Raw genomic sequence first — 19151 nt, 5'->3', positions numbered from 1 at the left:
CTGGCCGCACACCCTGGCGTCCGTCCGGAATTGCGGCCGTTTCCGGTGTGCGGCAAGAGCCTTCTGTCACGCCCGCGTGAATTCCGGCGGCCCGTGGTACGGGAAACTCCGCTTTTCCTTGACCGGCCGCTCGCGCGGCTGCCACGATCGAGGGCATGACGATGCGACCGGACCTCACGCGGCGACGCCACGTCGACCTCGTGCGCGTCTCCAGCGCCTCCTGTCGCCCCGCGGCCTGATCACCCGCCCCTCACCACGGGTCCCGGTCCGCCCGCCGCCCCGGCGCGTCCCGACCCGCCGCCCGCCTCTCCGCCGCGTTCACTGCGCACCGGGCAGTGCCGCGCCTTTTCCCGCACCTCACCGATCCGGTGTTTCCCGGCGCCTGAATTCCGCGCGCCCGCACGGCATTTCCGCTTGACCGGCAACAGGAGTTCCGCATGTCCCAGGCACCCGTGAAATTCGCCTACTGGGTTCCCAACGTCAGCGGGGGACTCGTCACCAGCAAGATCGAGCAGCGGACCGACTGGGGGTACGAGTACAACCGCGAACTGGCCGTCCTGGCCGAGGACAACGGCTTCGAGTACGCGCTCACCCAGGTCCGCTACATGGCCAGCTACGGCGCCGAGTACCAGCACGAGTCGACCAGTTTCAGCCTCGCCCTGCTGCTCGCCACTCGGCGCCTGAAGGTCATCGCCGCCGTCCACCCCGGCCTGTGGCACCCTGGTGTGCTGGCCAAGCTGGGCGCCACCGCCGACCACCTGTCGCACGGCCGCTTCGCCGTGAACGTCGTCAGCGGCTGGTTCAAGGACGAGTTCACCGCGCTCGGCGAACCCTGGCTGGAGCACGACGAGCGCTACCGCCGCGCCGAGGAGTTCATCCGCGCCCTGCGCCGGCTCTGGACCGAGGACCACACCGAACTCTCGGGCGACTTCTACCGGTTGCGGGACTTCACCCTCAAGCCCAAGCCCCTGAGCGCCCCGGGGCGCCCGCACCCGGAGATCTTCCAGGGCGGCAACTCCACGGCTGCCCGTGCCATGGCGGGCCGCGTCTCCGACTGGTACTTCTCCAACGGCAAGGACTTCGCCGGGGTCACCGAGCAGCTCACCGACGTGCGCGCCGCGGCCGGACGGGCGGGCCGCGCCGCGCCGCGGTTCGGCCTGAACGGCTTCCTCATCGCCCGCGACACCGAGGCCGAGGCCCGCGAGACCCTGCGCGAGATCGTCGCCCGGGCCGACACCGCGGCCGTCGAGGGCTTCGGCGCGGCGGTCAGGCAGGCCGGCCGGTCCACCGCCGACGGCAAGGGCATGTGGCAGGACTCCTCCTTCGAGGACCTGGTGCAGTACAACGACGGGTTCCGTACCGGGCTGATCGGCACGCCCGAGCAGATCGCGGAACGCATCGTCGCCTACAAGCAGTTGGGCGTCGACCTCTTCCTGCTCGGCTTCCTGCACTACCACGAGGAGGTCGAGTACTTCGGCCGGCGTGTGCTGCCGCTGGTGCGCGAGCTGGAGGCCCGGCTCCCGGACACCGGGCCCGCGGCCACGGTCCCCGCGCCCGCCTGACCGCCGTCCCGTTCCCTCCGCGCCCCCGCCGCGTTCCGCCCGCGGGGAACCCGTCATCCCACCCGGAAAGAGGTCACCGAAGCATGAGCACCGTCGACTCCACCGACTGGCAGACCCGCCCCGCCCCGCGGACGGCCGAGGAATGGACCGCCCGGGCCGCCGAGGTCGCCGCCGTCCTCGCCACCGACGCCGCCGCCCGCGACCGCGCCGGGGCCACCCCGTACGCCGAGGTCCAACTGCTCAAGGACTCGGGCCTGGTCACCCTGCTCGGCCCCGTCGAGCACGGCGGCGCGGGCCAGTCCTGGCCCACCGCCTACCGCGTCGTCCGCGAGGTCTCCAAGGCCGACGGTTCCATCGGCCAGCTCCTCGGCTACCACTACCTGTGGAACTGGGCCGCCCGCCTGGTCGGCACCCGCGAGCAGTGGGAGCACGTCGAGGCCGAGGCCGCGCGCAACCGCTGGTTCTTCGGCGGCGCCGTCAACCCCCGCGACCAGGACGTCGTGGTCACCGAGGACGGCGACGACCTGGTCTTCACCGGGCGCAAGTCCTTCTCCACCGGCGGCAAGGTCTCCGACGTCACCGTCCTGGAGGGCGTCCTCGACGGCACCGACCAGCACGTCTTCGCCATCGTGCCGTCAAGCAGCGAGGGCCTGGTCTTCCACGACGACTGGGACAACATCGGCCAGCGGCTCACCGAGAGCGGCAGCGTCACCCTCGACGGGGTCCGTACGCCCTGGTCCTCCGCGGCCGGCTACGTCGACAAGCAGTTCCGGCCGCGCACGTACAACACGCTCAACGTGCCCACCATCCAGCTCGTCTTCGTCAACTTCTACCTCGGCATCGCGGGCGGCGCGCTGGAGACGGCCGCCGCGTACACCCGCACCAGGACCCGGCCCTGGCTGCACGGCGGTCACCAGCGCGCGGTCGACGAGCCCTACGTCATCGACACCTACGGCGATCTCACCGCCAAGCTGTGGGCGGTCGAGGCGCTCGCCGACGCGGTCGCCGCCGAGGGGCAGCGGCTGCACGACGACCCGGACGCCGTCACCGAGAGGACCCGCGGCGACTTCGAGGTGCGGGTGGCGGCGGTGAAGGCGCGGGCCACCGAGGTCGCCCTGGAGGTGACCAGCCGCATCTTCGAGGTGACCGGCGCCCGCTCCACGACGACCGCCGAGGGCCTGGACCGCTTCTGGCGCAACATCCGCACCCACACCCTGCACGACCCCGTCGCCTACAAGCGGCGCGAGGTCGGCCGCTGGGTCCTGGAGGGCGAACTGCCCGAACCCACCTGGTACTCCTGACCGGCGAGCGGTGCGGCGCCCCCGGCCGCGGGAGCCTGGACCGCCGCTTCCCGGGTAGCCGTATCCCACGGGGTCCGCGGAGCACGGGGCCCCCTGGTGAAAGGAGCGTCATGTCCGGAGTCCTGCAGCGCATCAAGCAGTTCGCGAGCAGCCCGCAGGGGCAGCGCACGATCGACCAGGTACGCCGCACCGCGGCCGATCCGCGCCGCCGGGCCCAGGCCCAGCGCCTCTTCGGCAAGCTGCGTGCCCGCCGGTCGGCGGGCTGACTCAGACGCCCGCGACCGACTGGATCCAGGAGCGGTACGCCGTCACGTTGGTGTACGCGGTGTTCGACTGACGGTCGCTGGTGGAGGCGACGCCGACCTGCACGCCGTTCGCCATCATCGGGCCGCCGGAGTCACCGCCGGCGGTGATCCCGTTGCCCCAGGTGGCGCAGATCGCGGAGCCGCCGTAGGCGTCGGTGCAGCCGCTGTTGACGGTCACGTTGGCGACCTTCAGGTAGCGGGACTGGCAGTTGATCTCCGAGCCGCACTGGGAGGTGGCGCCCCAGCCGTACACCTGCACGCCCTGGCCGACCCGCACCGTGCCGGGCTGTCCGAGCGGGGCGTAGGACGTCGAGACGGAGCGGTCGAGGCGGACGAGTGCCAGGTCGGCGCCGTGGGTGTAGGTCTGGACGCCGTTGGCGACCGTGCCGCCGCTGTACTGGTCCACGCTGCCGATGCGGAAGGACAGCGAGCCGCCGCTCACACAGTGTTTGGCGGTGAGCACCCAGGTCGGCGCGATGATCGTCGCCGTACAGGTCTCCTGGCCGTTCGAGTACAGCCGGGCGGCCCAGGGGCCGCTGTTGGCGTACCCGCCGCCGATGATGGGCTGGGGGCTCTTGGCGGTGACGGGTGCGGTCGCCGGCGCCGCGGAGGCGGTGGGGGCCAGCAGTGCGAGGGCGGAGACCGCCGCCGCGGCGATCGCGGGCGCGAGTCGTGATATACGCAAGGTTCCTCGATCCGGAACGCACGTCTGCCGACGTGCACGGGTGTGGGGTGGACGGCCGCGCGGACCGTGCCCACGCGCGGTGCCGCCACCGGACGGCACGCACGTCATGGACATGCCCTAGCTTCGGCAAGGAACCGTGCCCTGGGTACTAGTACTTCGCCATAACACCGCGTTATGGGCGGGCCCGGTCCGCGCGGCGGGCCAGGAGGGGCAGGGCGGCCGGGACGGCCAGGGTGACCAGGCCGAGCAGCCCGACGGCCGAGGACAGGTCCCCCACGACCGCCTTGCCGCCGAGGAGGACCAGCGGGCAGAGGAACTCGCCGAGGAAGAAGGCCGCCGTCCACAGACCGGTGCCGCGCCCCCGGTCGGCGAAGTCCAGCCGGGACATCGCGAGCGTCAGCAGCGACGGCAGGAGCAGGCCCGTGCCGACGCAGTTCAGCACGGCGCCCACGAGCAGCAGCGGCAGGCCGTCCGCCACGGACATGCACAGGAAGCCCGCGGCGCAGAGCAGGAAGAGCAGCGGCAGCCGGCGCCAGGGTCCGCCGGTGCGGCGGGTGAACAGGACCGAACCGAGCACGGTGGCGGCACTGGCGAGCGCGGTGACCGCACCGATCACACCGGTGGACTCCACGCCCAAGTCCGCCAGGAGATAGGACATCTCCACGGGCACCGTGTAGAAGACGACCGCGCCGAACACCGTCAGCAGGCACAGACCGGCCATGCGGCGCACCGGGAAGGGCCGCCGCTCGTCCGTCGCCGGCCGGGCGGCGGGGGTGACGGCGGGCAGGACGCGGGCCATGAGCGGGGCGAGCGGCAGCCCCACGGCGTACAGCCAGAACGGCGCCCGCCAGCCGGCCGCGCCCAGGACGCCGCCGAGCGCGAGGAACACCGTGGCGGACGCCGACGCGCACATGGTCTGCGCCGCGAGGTACCGGTCGCGGACCCGGCCGGTGTAGTAGTCGCCGATCAGCGTGGTGCAGCAGGTCATGACGGCCGCTTCGGCGACCCCCACCAGCACCCGGCTCGCCACGATGCCGTACAGGGAGTCCAGCCACAGCGGCACCGTGCCGAAGAGCGCGTAGAGGAGGGTGGCCGCGACCAGGAGGCGCTTGCGGCCGAGCCGGTCGACGACGGCACCGGCGAAGGGCGCGAGCAGGGCGAGCGAGAGCGCCGGCACGGTCAGCATGAGCGGCACCAGCGCGGTGCTGCCGGGCACGGCCTCGAAGTGGCGCTGTACGGCGGGCAGGACCGGGGCGAGCAGGACCGCGCCGAGGACGGGCAGACAACTGCCGGCCATCAGCAGGGCGGCGGGCGGTCCGCCCGGTGCGGCCGGGGTCGTGCCGTGGGCACGGGCGGGCGGGGCGGCGGATGCGGGCATGGCGGCACTCCGGGCGTGAGGTGCGGGAAGACGGCGCCGTCGAAGCGGACCCGGCCCGGCTGTCGCGGGACCCGGCGCAGGGCGCGTGATGTGCCACGACTATGCGGTCCGGGCACGGCCCTGCCCAGCCCTCGCACGATCCGAGTTCCGGATGGCGTTGATCCACGCGGTGGATGGACCGGCGCCCGGCGCCCGCAACACCGCGCGGGAGAGCCGTCCGCGCCGCCTCGGCAGAACAAGGCATAAGGGGAAGACCGGCCGGAAGATAAACGGCGTGGATACCGGTCATCCATGAAATCTATTTCCCAGATCACGGGTGCGCGGTCCAGATTGGTCACACCGCAATCAGGAGGACATGTCCGTGAAACCTGAACCCGCGTCCGCGCTCTTCGCCGGACCGTTCGCCCTCGCCACCCTCTCGGCCCCGGACGGGCCCGAGTTCCCCGCGCTCGTCACCCCCGACGGCCAGGCCCTCGACCTGCGGGCCGCCTTCGGTGACGGCCGGCTGACCACGCTGGACGTGCTGTCCGACTGGGAGACGACGCTGCCGCGGCTGCGCGCGCTGGCCGACGCCACCGGCCTGGCCCGCACCGCCGTCGCGGACTTGGGCGTGCACGCGCCGGTGACGCCGCGCCAGGTGTTCCAGTCGGGGGCGAACTACCGTCAGCACGTCATCGACCTGCACGTCGCCCACCGCGCACCCGGCGACGACCGGCCGGAGGACGAGCGGCGCGCGGAGGCCGCAGAGATCATGGACCGGCGGGCCGCCGAGGACCTGCCGTACGTCTTCCTCGGACTGCCGACTGCGATCACCGGCCCCTATGACGACGTCACCCTCCCCGCCTGGGTCGCAAAGCCGGACTGGGAGCTGGAGCTGGCGGTAGTGATCGGCCGGCCCGCGTACCAGGTGTCCGTCGAGGATGCGCTGGAGTACGTCGCGGGTTACACCATCGCCAACGACCTGACCGACCGGGCCACCGTGTTCCGCCGGGACATGCCGCAGATCGGCACCGACTGGCTGCGCAGCAAGAACGCCCCCGGTTTCACCCCGCTCGGCCCGTGGATCGTGCCGGCCGAATCGGTCGCGGACCCCGACGACCTGCGCGTCACGCTCAGGCTCAACGGCGAGACCATGCAGGACGAGTCGACCAAGGACATGATCTTCACGGTCGCGCGCATGGTGGCGTACGTCTCCCAGACCGCGCGTCTGCTTCCCGGCGATCTGGTGCTCACCGGCAGCCCGGCCGGCAACGGCATGCACTGGGGCCGGCTGCTGCGCGACGGCGACGTCATGGAGGGCACGGTCACGGGGCTCGGGACGCAGCGCACCCGATGTGTGGCGGAGGCGTCGTGACACTCGACCGGCACGACCCCGAGGGCGCGATCGCCGAGGCGGCCAAGGCGTACTCCAACTGGGGCCGTTGGGGCGCGGACGACCGGCTCGGCACCCTCAACTTCCTGGACGAGGCGAAGCGGCGCGAGGGTGCCGCGCTGGTCCGGCGCGGCGTCAGTTTCTCGCTCGCCCAGTCCTTCGACATGAACGGCCCGCAGAAGGGCTGGCGGCGGCGCACCAACCCGGTGCACACCATGCTGGACACCGGCACCGACGCCGCGCTGGGCAACCAGGGCTTCCCGCACGGCATCGGCGGCGCCGACGACGTGATCGCGATGCCGCTGCAGTGCTCCACGCAGTGGGACGGGCTCGGGCACATCTTCGACCACGGCAAGGCGTGGAACGGACGGGCGGCCGAGAAGGTCGTCACCTCCGACGGCGATCTGGTCACCGGCATCGAGCACATGGCGCCGTACGTCGCCGGGCGCGCGGTGCTGCTGGACGCGGGCCGGGTGATCGGCGCGGACGGTGAACTGCCCGACGGGTTCGCCCTCACCGAGGAGCACTTGACGGCGACGGCCGAGGCGCACCGCGTGGCCGTCGGCCGCGGGGACATCGTGCTGGTGCGCACCGGACAGCTCGCCCGGGCCCGCCGGGACGGCTGGGGCGACTACGCCGGCGGACCGGCGCCGGGTCTTTCGTTCACCACGGCCGGCTGGCTGCACGGCACCGAGATCGCGGCGATCGCCACCGACACCTGGGGCTTCGAGGTCCGCCCCAACGAGTTCGAGCACGCCTTCCAGCCGCTGCACCAGGTGGCCATCCCGAACATCGGCCTGCTGATCGGCGAGATGTGGGACCTGGAGGCGCTGGCCGAGGACTGCGCCCGCGACGGCGTGTACGAGTTCTGGCTCACCGCCGCTCCCCTGCCCATCACCGGCGCGGTCGGCTCCCCCGCCAGTCCGATCGCCGTCAAATAACGTACGGAACAAGGGAGTTCCCTTATGAGCACAACCCGCACGGTTCTGGTGATCGGCGGTGGCGCCGCAGGCAACGCCGTGACCGTCTTCCTGCGCCGCGCCGGCCTCGCGGTGGACCTGATCGAGGCCAAGGAGGACTGGAACGCCACCGCCGGCTCCGGTATCACCCTCCAGGGCAACGCCCTGCGTGTGCTGCGTGAACTCGGCGTCTGGGACCGGGTCCAGGAGGCCGGCTTCGGTTTCGGCTCGGTCGGCATCACCGCCCCCGACGGCACCGTCCTGCACGTCGCCCGGGACCTGCGCACCGGCGGCGACGACCTGCCCGCCACCGTCGGCATGCAGCGCCCGCGACTCCAGCAGATCCTCATCGAGGCGGTGCGGGCCAGCGGCGCGTCGGTCCGGCTGGGCACCACCGCCGAGATCCTGGACCAGGACGCGGACGGTGTCTCCGTACGCTTCAGCGACGGCACCGAGGGCCACTACGACCTGGTGATCGCCGCCGACGGCCTCGGCTCCTCGACCCGCGCCGCGATCGGCATCACGGACAAGCCCGAACCGACCGGCATGGCCATCTGGCGCGTCGCCGCCCCGCGCCCGGCGGGGGTGACGCGCACCGACCTCGCCTACGGCGGCCCGGCCTACATCGCCGGATACTGCCCCACCAGCGAGACCACCCTGTACGCGTACGTGGTGGAGGCCAACCGTGACCGGGCCGGGATACCGCCCGAGTCGTACGCGGACGAGATGCGCCGCCTGACCAGGCACTACGGCGGCTTCTGGCCCGAGATCACTGCGCACATCACCGACCCGGCGCAGGTCAACTACACCTGGTTCGACCGGCTGTTGGTGGAGGGATCCTGGCACCGCGGCCGCGTCGTCCTCGTCGGTGACGCCGCGCACTGCTGCCCGCCCACGCTCGCGCAGGGCGCGGCGCTGTCCCTTGAGGACGCGTGGGTGCTGGCGCAGATGCTGACCGGGTCCGGCGCGTGGGACGACGCACTGTTGCAGGCGTACCACGACCGGCGGATCACCCGGGTCCGCCCGGTCGTGGAGGCTTCCGTACAGATCGGCCAGTGGCAGCTCGAAGGGGTGCGCGACGCCGACGTGCCGGGCCTGATGGGCCGCACGATGACCATGCTCAGGGAGTTGCCGTGACCGCCGTGGACACGCCCACCGTGGACGTGCACGCCCACGTCCTGCTGCCCGGGGTCGAGTCGCTCGTCGCCGGTCTGCCCGGACACGCCGAGGCCAGGGCGCTGGATGCCCGGCGCAACGGTCCGGCGGCCCTCGCCGTCAGCGGCCCGATGGTGCGTGAGCGCCTCCCGCGCCTCACCGACGTGCACGTGCGCCTGGCGGCGATGGACGCCCAGGGCGTGGACGTCCAAGTGGTCAGCCCCTCCCCCTCGCACTACCACTACTGGGCCGACGAGGACACGGCCGAGAAGGTGTACCGGCTGGCCAACGAGGCGATGGCGGCGCACTGTTCGGCCGCGCCGGACCGGTTGCGCGGTCTCGGACTCGTACCGCTCCAGCACCCGGACCAGGCGGTCCGCGCGCTCGACCACGCCTTGGAGCAGGGCCTGGCCGGCGTGGAGATCTCCAGCCACGCTCCGGGACGCGAACTGTCCGACCCGGCCTACGCGCCCTTCTGGGCCCGCGCCGAGGAGAGCGGCGCGCTGCTCTTCCTGCATCCCTTCGGGTGCACCCTGGACGAGCGGCTGGACCGGTGGTACCTGTCCAACACGGTCGGACAGCCCACGGAGAACGCCGTCGCGCTCTCCCACCTGATCTTCTCCGGAGTCCTCGACCGGCACCCCGGGCTGAAGGTGATCGCGGCGCACGGCGGCGGTTACCTGCCCACGCACATCGGCCGCTCCGACCACGCCTGGTCGGCTCGCTCCGACGCGGGCGCCTCCTGCGCGCACCTGCCCAGCAGCTACCTGAAGCGGCTGTACTTCGACTCCCTCGTCCACGACCCGCAGGTGCTGCGGGAACTGGTCCGGGTCGCCGGCGCCGACCGGGTGCTGCTCGGCTCCGACTTCCCCTTCGACATGGGCACCGAGGACCCGGTCGGCGCCCTGCGCGCCGCGCGCCTGTCCGACTCCGACTTCCACGCCGTCAGGGGCGGCAACGCCGCCGCCCTGCTCTCCCTGGAGTGACACCATGAGCGCACGCCTGCTCACCCACCTGCGGCACGTCGACCTCGCCGTGCCCGACTACGACAAGCAGCTCGACTTCTACGCCGGCGTCTGGGGCCTGACCAAGGTCGCCGAGGACTCCGGGATCTCCTTCCTCGCCGCCGAGGGCTCCCCCGAGCAGTACGTCGTCCGGCTCCGCAAGGCCGCGGAGAAGCGCCTGGACCTCGTGTCGTACGGCGCGGCCTCCCGCGCGGACGTGGACACGCTCGCCGCGCGGCTGCTGGCCGGCGGTGTCCGGCTGATCACCCAGCCGGGCAAGGTGGACACGCCCGGCGGCGGCTACGGCTTCCGCTTCTTCGACGTGGACGGCCGCACCATCGAGGTCTCCGCCGACGTCGAGGTCCGCAAGCACCGCAAGATCGAGGAGAAGGAGGCCATCCCGGTCAAGCTCTCCCACGTCGTACTCAACTCCCCGGACCTGAACCGCACCCGCGAGTGGTACGAGCGGCACCTCGGCTTCGCCCTCTCCGACACGCTCAGCTCCCCGCACATGGGCGAGGTCATGCACTTCATGCGGATCAGCAACCAGCACCACTCCATGGCACTGGCCAAGGGCCCGCACACCTCCCTGCACCACGTCTCCTTCGAGATGCGCGGCATCGACGAGTACATGCGCGGCTCCGGCCGGGTGCTGCGCGCCGGCCACACGAAGATCTGGGGACCGGGCAGGCACCTGGCCGGCGACAACACCTTCACCTACTTCCTCGACCCGCACGGCAACACCGTGGAGTACACCACCGAGCTGGAGTGCCTGGACGAGGACACCTGGCACCCGCACGTCTACGACTTCTCCCAGCCCGAGGTCACCGACCAGTGGGGCACGGCCAACCCCATGAGCGAGATCGTGGCGAAGGAGTCCTTCAACGACCCCGACCGCGGCTGCTTCGTCGCCCCGCCGGTCTGATCCCATCCCCCGCTCCCGGGGGCGCGGCCGGCCCTGTCACCTGCCCTGACTCAGTCCCGCCGCGCCCTCGGGCCCAGCCTGCCCGGAGCCGCACCATGCGTTTCGCCGCCTACGCGCACCGACACCGGCCTCGCGTGGCCGTCGTGGAGGACGACGGCGCCCTCTACCCGCTGCCCGCAGTCACCTCGCTCACCGGCCTGCTGCGGGAGTCCGGCGGTCTGCCCGGCCTGCTCGCCGCGGGCGCGGCGGCGCTGGACGCGCCGCCCGGCCCGCACGTGTCGCAGGTCCGGCTGCTGCCGCCGCTCCAGCCCGCCTCCGTCCGGGACTTCGTCACCTTCGAGGAGCATGTCGAGGGCGTGCGGCGGTCGGTGGAGGGCACCGGTGGCGTACCGGAACAGTGGTACGCCGCCCCGACCTTCTACTTCACCAACCCGCACGCCGTCTACGGCCCCCACGACGACATCCCGGTGCCGCCCGGTTCCGCGGTGCTGGACTTCGAGCTGGAGGTCGCCGCCGTCATCGGCCGCGAGGGCCGCGACCTCACTCCGGAGCAGGCCCGCGACCACATCGTCGGCTACACCGTCTTCAACGACTGGTCGGCCAGAGACCTCCAGTCCGCCGAGATGAAGGTCGGTCTCGGCCCCTGCAAGGGCAAGGACACCGCCACCACGCTCGGCCCGTACCTGGTCACCGCCGACGAGCTGGAGCCGTTCCGGGACGCGGAGGGCTTCCTGCGGCTGGCGCTCACCGCGGAGGTCAACGGCGAGGTCGTCGGCCGGGATCTGCTGTCCCACATGAGCTGGACGTTCGAGGAGATGACCGCGTACGCCTCGCGCGGCACGCGGGTGGTGCCCGGAGACGTCCTGGGTTCCGGGACCTGCGGCAACGGCGGCTGTCTCGCCGAACTGTGGGGCCGCTCCGGCAAGCAGGTCCCGCCGCCGCTGAAGCCCGGCGACACCGTCACCCTCACGGTGGAGGGGATCGGGAGCGTGTCCAGCACCGTCGTGCCGGGCGCGGACCCGGTGCCCCTGCCGGCCGGCCGGCGCCGGTCCCGGGAACGGCCGTGAGCGGCCCGCACCCCCGCGAGTCCGCGGGGGTGCGGTGGTCGTGGCGCCCGGCGCGCGAGGGCGCGCCGGGAAGCGGCCGGCCGGCGCACCGCCCCGGCGGAGGACGTCGCGGCGGCCTCGTTGTCAGACCCGCGCGCTAGCTTGGCCACATGACGTCTCTGCGCCTCGCACCGTGGTCCGATCAGGGCATCGACCTGCTCCGCCGGCAGAACTCCGCCGAGTCGACCGAACACCTCGGGGGTCCGGAGACCGCCGAACAGCTCCGGCGCCGTCACGAGCGCTACCTCGACCTCACCGACGGCCGGATGTTCCTGGTCCTGCTGGCGGAACAGGTCGTGGGATCGGTGGGGTACTGGACGCGGGAACGGGGCGGGGAGCGCGTCCTGGAGACGGGCTACGGCATCCTTCCCGAGCACCAGGGCCGGGGCTTCGCGGTCGAGGCGGTGCGTCTGTGTGCGCAGCGGGCCCGCCGGGAGAGTTCCCACGCGTGGCTGCACGCGTTCCCCTCCGTGCACCACGGCGCGTCCAACGCCGTGTGCCGGAAGGCGGGTTTCGAGCTGGTGGGAGAGTGCGCGTTCGAGTATCCGCCGGGCCGGGTCATGCGCTCCAACGACTGGCGGCTCGCGCTCGGCCGGCCGGAGACCGGAGAGGACCGGCCCGGGTGACGCGGCGCGCGGAAGGCCGTCGTCAGCTCCGGGCGGCTCAGGGTCCGGCGGGCAACGGCGTCGGCGGGAGCAGGCCGCTCTCCCGCAGCCGGACCGTCATCCGCGTGCGGGCCGGCTTGCCGCTCGCCGTGCGGATGACGGCGGTGTGCGGGACGTCGAGCACGGCCTCGGGGGCCACGGCGAAGTCCGCGGTGATCCGGGCCGCGACGGCGCCGGTGTCGACGCGCCGCCCCCGTTCGGCCACGACCACGACGGCGAACGAGGCGCCGTACGGCAGCGCGACGCACTCCGCGACGCCCGGTTCCGTCGCCGCCGCCTGTTCCACGTCGGCGGCGAAGACGTTCGTGCCGTTGACGGAGACGCGGTCGGCGCGGCGCCCGTTCAGATAGAGCCGGCCCGCATCGAGGTAGCCGAGGTCGCCGGTGTCGAACCAGGTGGTGCGGTGGTCGGTGGCGCCGTCGTACCCGTCGAACAGTGTGGCGCCCCGCAGTTGGACCCGGCCCGTCTCCGCCTCCGGGCACCTGTCGCCCGACTCGTTCACGACGCGCAGACCGAGGCCGGGGACCGGGGTGCCGAGGCACGCGGTGGCGACGGGCCCTCGGGTGCGGAACGCGGTGGCGGGGTCCGTCAGCCGGTGCGAGGTGGCCATCAGGACGGCTTCGGCGAGGCCGTAGCAGAAGACCAGCGCGGTCGGGTCGAAGCCCCAGCGGGCGGTGGCGTCGAGGAAGGTGCCGACCGAGGCCCTGCGGATGGGCTCCGCCCCGCAGAAGACGGTGCCCCACGCCTTGAAGAGCGCGGGATCGGGCTGCTCCCGCTCCGCCGCCTCGGTGATCCGCGCCGCGAGGTAGCGCAGCATGAAGTCGGGGAAGGCGCTGTGGACACGCTCGGCGTCCCGGACCAGGCGCAGGGCCGCCAGGGGCCGGCGCAGGAAGGTGCCGGGCTCCTCCAGGACCACGTCGGCGCCCTGGACGAGCGCGGTCAGCGTGCCGATCAGGCCCATGTCGTGGTGGAGCGGCAGCGCCATCAGCCCGGTGTGGCCCGGCCGCATCCCGGAGACGTCCCGGATGGCCGCGATGTTGCCGAGGACCGCGCGGTGGGTGAGCGGGATGGGGCGCGGCATGCCGGTGGAACCGCTCGTGTACTGGACGAACGCCGGTTCCTGCGGGTCCCTCGCTGCGGGGCCGGCCGCCCGGTCCGGGCGCGGATCCAGCCGGAGGGCGGTCAGGCCGGGCACGGTGACGGTGAGCCGGAAGGCGTGGCGCGCGTGCTGCTGCCGGGCGACGGTGGCGAGGTACTGCCCGAGGACCGCGCCGGGCACGCGCGGCTTCACGGAGACGGGGACCGCGCCCAGGTGGAGCAGGGCCAGCAGGCCCAGCAGGCTCTCGCGGGAGCTGCCGGCGCGGAGCAGGACCCGGTCTCCGGGGCGCACGCCCTGATGGGCGAAGCCGGCGGCCGCCGCGGCGGTCTGCCGGGCGAACTCGGGGTAGGTCAGGGTCTCCCGCCGGGCGGAGGTGCCGAAGGTCACGGTGGCGGCGGCGCGGCCGGCCTGGGCGGCGAGGGCCTCGGGCAGGGTCGCCGCGGCGACGGCCGCGCCCCGCGGGGTGCCGGACTCCGGGGCCGTAGCGGCTTCGGGGTGCGCGGTGCCGGGTGTGCCGGGTCCGGGAGTCGTCATGCCGGGCTCCCGGCCCGGGCGAGCATCGCGTCCAGGTCGGCCCGGTGGACGCGTTTGGTGTGCCGGTCGACCAGGGCCAGGCGGACCCGGCCCCGGGCCATCACCGTGCCGTCGGGCCGTTCGACGTCCTGCGCCAGCGTAAAGCTGTACGCCGAGCGCTCCGCGAGACAGGTGCGGACGACGAGACGGCCGACCGGGTCCCAGTCGACCGCCTTGAGGTAGTCCAGCCGGAGCTGGAGCACCATGGCGACCACGGAGCCCTCGCGTGCGTCGGCGCCGTACGCGAGGCCCCACTCCCAGCGGCCGGTCTCCAGGAGCTGGACGTACACGCTGTTGTTCAGGTGGCCGGCCCAGTCGAAGTCGTTGGCGCGCAGGGCGACTTCGCAGGTGTGTTCCAGGACCGGCGGGGTGCTGTCCGTCATGCGGGGTGCCCTCCGGTCCGCGTCGGCCCGGCCAGCAGGACGACGACCGCGCCGGCCAGGCCGCCGGTGTGGCTGATCGACACCTCGGCGAGGACGTCGCTCTCCCGGCACCAGCGGCCGATGTCCCCGTGCAGCCGCAGCCGGGGCTGTCCGGCGGGCTCGTGGCCGACCTCGATCTCGGGGAAGGTGCACGGCGGTGCCCCTCCCAGCGAGCTGAGCGCCTTGATGAAGGCTTCCTTGGCCGACAGCAGGCCGGCCAGGGACGCGTCCGGGTCGGGGCGGGAGCGGCAGTGCGACCGCTCCCCCGGGGTGAACACCGCCGCGCTATCCCGCAAGTGCGGTCTGCGGGCGAGTTCCGCGACGGACTGCAGATCGAATCCGGTCGACATCGTTCGTGCGGAGACTGGCGAAGTAGGCACGCTTCAGGTCCTCGTAGGATCGGGTCTCGATGCCGGTGATCTCCCGGACCAGGGCGAAGACGCTGCCCAGCTTGCGCGCGTGCACCGAGCCCTCGTGCAGCGCGTCGTCGGCCAGGGCGAACGCGTCGTCGTCGGTGCGGATGCGCTCCCACCAGTTGACGAAGCCCTGCCGCTCGGTCTGGGCCGCGCGGGCCGAGCCGAAGGTCTCGCCGCCGTCGGGGCGGATCCAGGTGTACGCCATCGACAGCACGTCCTTGACGGGGTAGACCCCCGACTCCACCAGGGCCTTGGCGAAGGAGGCGAAGTACTGCCGGTGCTGCACCTCGTCCTTCATGATCGTGTGGAAGACGTCGTGCACCAGCTCGTCCTGGCTGGTGCGGGCCGCGTGCTGGTACGACACGCAGGCTTCGATCTCCACACAGGCCTGGAGGACGCAGACCCGGGCGTAGTTGTCGGTGGGGAAGGCGCCCCGGTGCTCGACGACCTCGGTCTCGTCGATCGGGTCGATGCCGGCCATCTCCATCAGGCGCCCGAAGGAGACCTCGTGGTGGGCCTCCTCCTCCAGCCAGTACCGGGCCGACCAGGCGGCGGCGATGTGCAGGACCTTGCTGCCCAGCGGGTTGGACTCGCTCAGTTCACGGGCCAGTTTGATGCCGTCCACGGCCAGGCGGATGCCGGCCGGCTGGGTGGTGAGCTCGGCGCGGGCGGCGTGCCAGAGGGCGGCCTTGTCCCGTTCGCCCGGCCGGGTGAGGCGGCGGCCGTCGAAGAGCTGGTCGGACGACCAGCGGCGCTGTTCGTGGTAGCTCTGCTGGGCGCGCAGCACCTCGGTGATGGTGGCGCCGGAGCGGAGTTCCTTGACGATGTCGGTCATGATCAGCATGTGTCCGCCTTCCGTTCGGCAGGGGTGTCGGTTCAGCCGGAGGCGGACGCGAGCTGCCTGCCGAGGGCCTGGACGACGTCGTCCGCGGTGTGGTCGAGGGTCATCGTCGGCAGTTCGACGTCCTCGTCGAAGCCGGTGTCGGCCAGCGCCCCCGCGAACGCGTCGAGCAGGTCGATGGAGTTGATCGCGCTCGGTGAGGCGACGAGGACCGCCGACAGCGGCTGTCCGGCGAACACCTCCTCCACCGTCAGGCCGAGGCGCTGTGCGACGTGCTGTCTGAGGTCGGTGAGCAAGGTGTCTCCCTGGGGCGTGTCGGACGGTGGGCGGGTGCCGGCCGGCGTGTTCAGAGGGCCGCCGCCGCCGACCAGTCGGGGGACCTGCCCAGCGCGGTCAGGACGAGGTCGAGGGTGCGGGCGCCGGGCGCCGTGGGCAGGGCGGGGCGGAACAGCGGGGCGGGCCCGAGCCTGCGCTCGTCGTCCGGCACCCGCAGGGCGTAGCCGAGGGCGGCCTCCACGACCTCCTCGTCCAGATGCAGCGGGAGGCCGAGGGTGCGCGCCACGTCCCAGCCGTGGACGACGTAGTCCAGGAAGTGGAAGCCGATGGCGATCGAGGCCGGGAAGGGCCGGCTGGTGCTGATCTCGGGGAGGATGAACTCCCGGGCGAACACGTCGGGACGGGAGAAACCGTCGATGACCGTCCAGGCCGCGTCCCGGTAGGTCGTGGAGGGATCGTCGCCGAGCGCGGTCGGCGCCCATACGGCGAGGTCGGCGCCGCCGCCCGAGGCCGCCGCGGCGAAGCCGTGGTGCTGGCCCGCCATGTGCGACACGAGCTGCCGGAGCGTCCAGCCGGCGCAGGGCGTCGGCAGGTCCCAGTCGTGCGGAGCGGCCTGCTGCACGAGCCGTACCGTCTCCAGCACAGCGGTCCGGTCCAGCTTCCGGATATCCATGCGGGCCCTTTCGCGAGAGGTGGTCCGGCGGAGACATTAGCACGACCGTGCGTTTAGTTTTAAGAGGCCGCGACGAACGGGGCCCGCCGGCGTGTCCGGCGGGCCCCTGGTCGTCCGGCGCCGGATCAGGCCCGGCCGGCCGCCTCGCGGGCCGCCGACTCGATGAACAGGGCCAGCCTGCGGACGCCCTCCACGATCTGCTCCGGCGCCAGGGAACTGCACGAGAGCCGGAGCCGGTGCTCTCCCCCGCCGTCCGGGTAGAAGTCGCTCATCGGCGTCCACAGCACACCGAAGGCGCGGGCGGAGCGTTCGAGTGCCGCGCTGTCGGCTATGAAGGGGACGTCGAGGACGAGGAAGAAGCCGCCCGTCGGCTCGTTCCAGCGCACGCCCAGCGCACGGCGGCGCTCCTCGGGGAAGTGCCGCTCCAGCTCGCCCAGCAGGGTGGCCAGGCTGGTGCGGTAGTGGGCGATCATCCCGGCGTTGGCCTCACGCAGCCGGCAGTCGCACTCCACCAGCAGTCCGCCGATGACGGCCTGGCCGACGGCCGAGGTGTTGACCGTCGTCATGCTCTTGATCTTGGACAGCTCCTCGGCCAGCAGCGAGCGCCGGCCGCCGGGACCGGCGACCTCCTGGTCGGCGACGACATAGCCGACGCGGGCGCCGGGCAGCGCGGTCTTGGCGAAGGACCCGAGGTGGAGCACCCTGCGTCCGCGGTCCATGGACTTCAGCGTGGGGCGGGCGGCGCCGGTACGGACGAAGAAACCGTAGGGGTCGTCCTCCAGGATCAGCAGGTCCGCCTCCGCCGCGACCTCAAGGAGCCGTTCCCGCGCGGCCACGGTCATGCTCGTGCCCGACGGGTTGGCGAAGTCCGGCACCACGTACAGGGCGCGCGGCCGTCCGCCCGCCTCCCGCACCCGCCGCGCGGCGGCCAGGAAGGCGTCGGGGTCGGGGCCGTCGGCGCCCTCCGGGACCGGGTGGGTCGCGATGTCGAGCAGACGGGCGGCGCCGGTGATGCCGACGTAGCAGGGCGAGCTGACCAGGAGCGTGTCCCCGGGCCGGGCGAACAGCGCCCGCAGGGTGAGCAGCATCGCCTCCTGGCAGCCGGTCGTGACGACGACCGACTCCGGCGGGACGTGGATCCCCTCGTCGTTGGCCAGGGTGCGGGCGATCAGTTCGTGGATGATGCCGTTGGTGCGCCCGTACTGGAAGAGGTGGGTGCGCACCCGCTCCTTCGACCAGCCGCGCGTCTGCTCCAGGTGGTCGGTGTAGGAGCGCAGATGGCGGGCGAGGTCCTCGGTCTCGAAGGTGCCCTCGGCGGGCCGGCCGGGGGCGAAGGAGAGGGCTTCGGGGAAGCGGCCGACGACCTCGTTGAGGAAGTTCATCGCGTCCAGCACCGGATCGGTGAGCGAGGCGTGCAGGTCCTGGAGGTCGAGGACCGAGGCGGCCGTGGTGTCCGTCATGGTCAGCCCCTGCCGGCGGCGTCGGCGAAGGCGGTGCGCAGATGGCCGGCGGCCTGTTCCACGGCCCGGCGGGCCGCGTCGAGCGTGCCGGACATCGTGAAGAACCCGTGGGCCATGCCCGGGTAGCGGGTCGTCTCCGCGCTCACGCCGCTCTCCCGCAGCCGCTGGGCGTAGCGTTCGCCCTCGTCGCGCAGCGGGTCGTACTCGGCGGTGATCACCAGGGCCGGCGGCAGGCCCGTGTGGTCGGGGGCGCGCAGCGGGGAGGCGAGGGGGTGCGTGCCGTCCTCGGGAGCGGCCAGGTAGTTGTCCCAGTACCAGCGCACCGACTTGTCGTTGAAGAGCAGCGGGTCGGTGTTCTCCCGGCGGGACGGGGTGTCCGCCAGGTAGTCGGTGTTCGGGTAGACGAGGAGCTGGGTCAGGATGTCCGGGCCGCCCGCGTCCCGGGCCATGAGCGTGACGGCCGCGGCGAGGTTGCCGCCGGCGCTGTCGCCGCCGACGGCCAGCCGGCCGGCGTCCCCGCCGAACCGGCCGGCGTTCTCGGCGGCCCACCGCACCCCCGCGAAGCAGTCCCGCGGGGCGGCGGGGAACTTGTGCTCGGGAGCCAGCCGGTAGCCGACCGCGACGGTGAGGCAGCCGACGGAGTTGGCCAGGCGCCGGCAGAGCGCGTCGCTGGTGTCCAGCGAGCCCAGCGTCCAGCCGCCGCCGAAGAAGTAGACGAGCACCGGCAGCGGTCCCTCGCCGGCCGGCCGGTAGACGCGGACCGGCACGGGCCCGTCGGGCCCGGCGACGGTGAGGTCGTCGACCCGGTCCACCGGTTCGGGCGTGCCGGCCTGCGCCCGGATGGCCGCGAGGTCGGCCGCCCGCGCCTCCTGGAGCGTCATCGTGTACAACGGGCGGACTCCCTCCGCCGCGCGCCGGTCGTAGAGGGTCTGCAACTGCGGGTCAAAGGGCATGGTGCCTCCGGTCCAGGGCCC

The 19151-nt window shown here is 73.0% G+C and carries 21 protein-coding genes; 11 read left to right on the top strand and 10 right to left on the bottom strand.

The window, feature by feature from the left end; genetic code table 11:
• Positions 1-155 precede the first annotated feature (155 nt).
• The 4 genes from ACZ4SV_RS14210 to ACZ4SV_RS14195 all read left to right on the top strand — a co-directional run bounded on the left by ACZ4SV_RS14210 (position 156) and on the right by ACZ4SV_RS14195 (position 3129).
• Complete coding sequence (locus ACZ4SV_RS14210; protein WP_397950384.1) at positions 156-239, top strand: putative leader peptide; 84 nt, start codon at positions 156-158, stop codon at positions 237-239.
• A 198-nt stretch (positions 240-437) separates the two neighbouring features.
• On the top strand, positions 438-1562 hold the full coding sequence (gene sfnG, locus ACZ4SV_RS14205; protein ID WP_468004261.1) for a dimethylsulfone monooxygenase SfnG: 1125 nt from the start codon (positions 438-440) through the stop codon (positions 1560-1562).
• An 83-nt stretch (positions 1563-1645) separates the two neighbouring features.
• Entirely contained in the window at positions 1646-2863 is a 1218-nt protein-coding gene (locus ACZ4SV_RS14200; protein ID WP_468004259.1) for an acyl-CoA dehydrogenase family protein, read from the top strand.
• Positions 2864-2973: 110 nt separating this feature from the next.
• Positions 2974-3129, top strand: a complete 156-nt coding sequence (locus tag ACZ4SV_RS14195; RefSeq protein WP_365878555.1) for a hypothetical protein — start codon at positions 2974-2976, stop codon at positions 3127-3129.
• A gap of 1 nt (position 3130) precedes the next feature.
• Here ACZ4SV_RS14195 and ACZ4SV_RS14190 read toward each other — a convergent pair whose 3' ends face one another.
• Positions 3131-3853 carry a S1 family peptidase gene (locus ACZ4SV_RS14190; protein ID WP_365878557.1) on the bottom strand — a complete coding sequence of 241 codons (723 nt, stop codon included), beginning with the start codon at positions 3851-3853 and terminating at the stop codon, positions 3131-3133.
• Positions 3854-4025: 172 nt separating this feature from the next.
• On the bottom strand, positions 4026-5231 hold the full coding sequence (locus ACZ4SV_RS14185; RefSeq protein ID WP_468004257.1) for an MFS transporter: 1206 nt from the start codon (positions 5229-5231) through the stop codon (positions 4026-4028).
• Positions 5232-5586: 355 nt separating this feature from the next.
• Here ACZ4SV_RS14185 and ACZ4SV_RS14180 point away from each other — a divergent pair, with 355 nt between their 5' ends.
• From ACZ4SV_RS14180 to ACZ4SV_RS14150, 7 genes are all read left to right on the top strand, one after another.
• Positions 5587-6585: a fumarylacetoacetate hydrolase family protein gene (locus tag ACZ4SV_RS14180; RefSeq protein ID WP_468004255.1), complete on the top strand. Its 999-nt coding sequence runs from the start codon at positions 5587-5589 to the stop codon at positions 6583-6585.
• The gene (locus ACZ4SV_RS14175) at positions 6582-7544 is read left to right on the top strand and encodes a cyclase family protein (RefSeq protein WP_468004253.1); all 963 of its coding nucleotides are present in this window, start codon (positions 6582-6584) and stop codon (positions 7542-7544) included. The genes ACZ4SV_RS14180 and ACZ4SV_RS14175 overlap by 4 nt, the downstream gene beginning before the upstream one ends.
• Positions 7545-7568: 24 nt before the next feature.
• Positions 7569-8699, top strand: coding sequence for an FAD-dependent oxidoreductase (locus tag ACZ4SV_RS14170; protein WP_468004251.1), 1131 nt, complete (start codon positions 7569-7571; stop codon positions 8697-8699).
• 5 nt (positions 8700-8704) lie between these two features.
• On the top strand, positions 8705-9703 hold the full coding sequence (locus tag ACZ4SV_RS14165) for an amidohydrolase family protein (RefSeq protein ID WP_468004779.1): 999 nt from the start codon (positions 8705-8707) through the stop codon (positions 9701-9703).
• A gap of 4 nt (positions 9704-9707) precedes the next feature.
• On the top strand, positions 9708-10646 hold the full coding sequence (locus ACZ4SV_RS14160; RefSeq protein ID WP_468004249.1) for a VOC family protein: 939 nt from the start codon (positions 9708-9710) through the stop codon (positions 10644-10646).
• 95 nt (positions 10647-10741) lie between these two features.
• Complete coding sequence (locus tag ACZ4SV_RS14155; protein WP_468004247.1) at positions 10742-11713, top strand: fumarylacetoacetate hydrolase family protein; 972 nt, start codon at positions 10742-10744, stop codon at positions 11711-11713.
• 149 nt (positions 11714-11862) lie between these two features.
• Positions 11863-12378 (top strand): GNAT family N-acetyltransferase, encoded by a 516-nt coding sequence (locus tag ACZ4SV_RS14150; protein ID WP_468004245.1) that lies wholly within the window; start codon positions 11863-11865, stop codon positions 12376-12378.
• 37 nt (positions 12379-12415) lie between these two features.
• Here ACZ4SV_RS14150 and ACZ4SV_RS14145 read toward each other — a convergent pair whose 3' ends face one another.
• The 8 genes from ACZ4SV_RS14145 to ACZ4SV_RS14110 form a co-directional block, all read right to left on the bottom strand.
• Positions 12416-14050, bottom strand: a complete 1635-nt coding sequence (locus ACZ4SV_RS14145; RefSeq protein WP_468004243.1) for an AMP-binding protein — start codon at positions 14048-14050, stop codon at positions 12416-12418.
• Positions 14047-14472, bottom strand: coding sequence for an acyl-CoA thioesterase (locus tag ACZ4SV_RS14140; RefSeq protein WP_365941942.1), 426 nt, complete (start codon positions 14470-14472; stop codon positions 14047-14049). The genes ACZ4SV_RS14145 and ACZ4SV_RS14140 overlap by 4 nt, the downstream gene beginning before the upstream one ends.
• Entirely contained in the window at positions 14469-14861 is a 393-nt protein-coding gene (locus ACZ4SV_RS14135; protein WP_468004241.1) for a holo-ACP synthase, read from the bottom strand. The genes ACZ4SV_RS14140 and ACZ4SV_RS14135 overlap by 4 nt, the downstream gene beginning before the upstream one ends.
• Positions 14797-15771, bottom strand: a complete 975-nt coding sequence (locus tag ACZ4SV_RS14130; RefSeq protein WP_365883614.1) for a ferritin family protein — start codon at positions 15769-15771, stop codon at positions 14797-14799. The genes ACZ4SV_RS14135 and ACZ4SV_RS14130 overlap by 65 nt, the downstream gene beginning before the upstream one ends.
• A gap of 32 nt (positions 15772-15803) precedes the next feature.
• Positions 15804-16064 (bottom strand): hypothetical protein, encoded by a 261-nt coding sequence (locus ACZ4SV_RS14125; protein WP_365883615.1) that lies wholly within the window; start codon positions 16062-16064, stop codon positions 15804-15806.
• 50 nt (positions 16065-16114) lie between these two features.
• Positions 16115-16717, bottom strand: coding sequence for a TIGR03086 family metal-binding protein (locus ACZ4SV_RS14120; protein WP_365883616.1), 603 nt, complete (start codon positions 16715-16717; stop codon positions 16115-16117).
• A gap of 125 nt (positions 16718-16842) precedes the next feature.
• Complete coding sequence (locus ACZ4SV_RS14115) at positions 16843-18177, bottom strand: aminotransferase-like domain-containing protein (protein WP_468004238.1); 1335 nt, start codon at positions 18175-18177, stop codon at positions 16843-16845.
• A gap of 2 nt (positions 18178-18179) precedes the next feature.
• On the bottom strand, positions 18180-19130 hold the full coding sequence (locus ACZ4SV_RS14110) for an alpha/beta hydrolase (protein ID WP_468004236.1): 951 nt from the start codon (positions 19128-19130) through the stop codon (positions 18180-18182).
• Positions 19131-19151 lie beyond the last annotated feature (21 nt).

This window comes from Streptomyces sp. NPDC027672 (assembly GCF_055566335.1).
The sequence above is the reverse complement of the archived record's forward strand: the minus strand, read 5'-3'. Positions and strand labels throughout refer to the sequence as shown.

Coding starts and splice junctions, on each gene's coding strand:
- ACZ4SV_RS14210 (WP_397950384.1), top strand. CDS start 156: ATGACGATGCGACCGGACCTCACGCGGCGACGCCACGTCGACCTCGTG.
- sfnG (WP_468004261.1), top strand. CDS start 438: ATGTCCCAGGCACCCGTGAAATTCGCCTACTGGGTTCCCAACGTCAGC.
- ACZ4SV_RS14200 (WP_468004259.1), top strand. CDS start 1,646: ATGAGCACCGTCGACTCCACCGACTGGCAGACCCGCCCCGCCCCGCGG.
- ACZ4SV_RS14195 (WP_365878555.1), top strand. CDS start 2,974: ATGTCCGGAGTCCTGCAGCGCATCAAGCAGTTCGCGAGCAGCCCGCAG.
- ACZ4SV_RS14185 (WP_468004257.1), bottom strand. CDS start 5,231: ATGCCCGCATCCGCCGCCCCGCCCGCCCGTGCCCACGGCACGACCCCG.
- ACZ4SV_RS14180 (WP_468004255.1), top strand. CDS start 5,587: ATGTCCGTGAAACCTGAACCCGCGTCCGCGCTCTTCGCCGGACCGTTC.
- ACZ4SV_RS14170 (WP_468004251.1), top strand. CDS start 7,569: ATGAGCACAACCCGCACGGTTCTGGTGATCGGCGGTGGCGCCGCAGGC.
- ACZ4SV_RS14160 (WP_468004249.1), top strand. CDS start 9,708: ATGAGCGCACGCCTGCTCACCCACCTGCGGCACGTCGACCTCGCCGTG.
- ACZ4SV_RS14155 (WP_468004247.1), top strand. CDS start 10,742: ATGCGTTTCGCCGCCTACGCGCACCGACACCGGCCTCGCGTGGCCGTC.
- ACZ4SV_RS14150 (WP_468004245.1), top strand. CDS start 11,863: ATGACGTCTCTGCGCCTCGCACCGTGGTCCGATCAGGGCATCGACCTG.
- ACZ4SV_RS14145 (WP_468004243.1), bottom strand. CDS start 14,050: ATGACGACTCCCGGACCCGGCACACCCGGCACCGCGCACCCCGAAGCC.
- ACZ4SV_RS14140 (WP_365941942.1), bottom strand. CDS start 14,472: ATGACGGACAGCACCCCGCCGGTCCTGGAACACACCTGCGAAGTCGCC.
- ACZ4SV_RS14135 (WP_468004241.1), bottom strand. CDS start 14,861: ATGTCGACCGGATTCGATCTGCAGTCCGTCGCGGAACTCGCCCGCAGA.
- ACZ4SV_RS14130 (WP_365883614.1), bottom strand. CDS start 15,771: ATGCTGATCATGACCGACATCGTCAAGGAACTCCGCTCCGGCGCCACC.
- ACZ4SV_RS14120 (WP_365883616.1), bottom strand. CDS start 16,717: ATGGATATCCGGAAGCTGGACCGGACCGCTGTGCTGGAGACGGTACGG.
- ACZ4SV_RS14115 (WP_468004238.1), bottom strand. CDS start 18,177: ATGACGGACACCACGGCCGCCTCGGTCCTCGACCTCCAGGACCTGCAC.
- ACZ4SV_RS14110 (WP_468004236.1), bottom strand. CDS start 19,130: ATGCCCTTTGACCCGCAGTTGCAGACCCTCTACGACCGGCGCGCGGCG.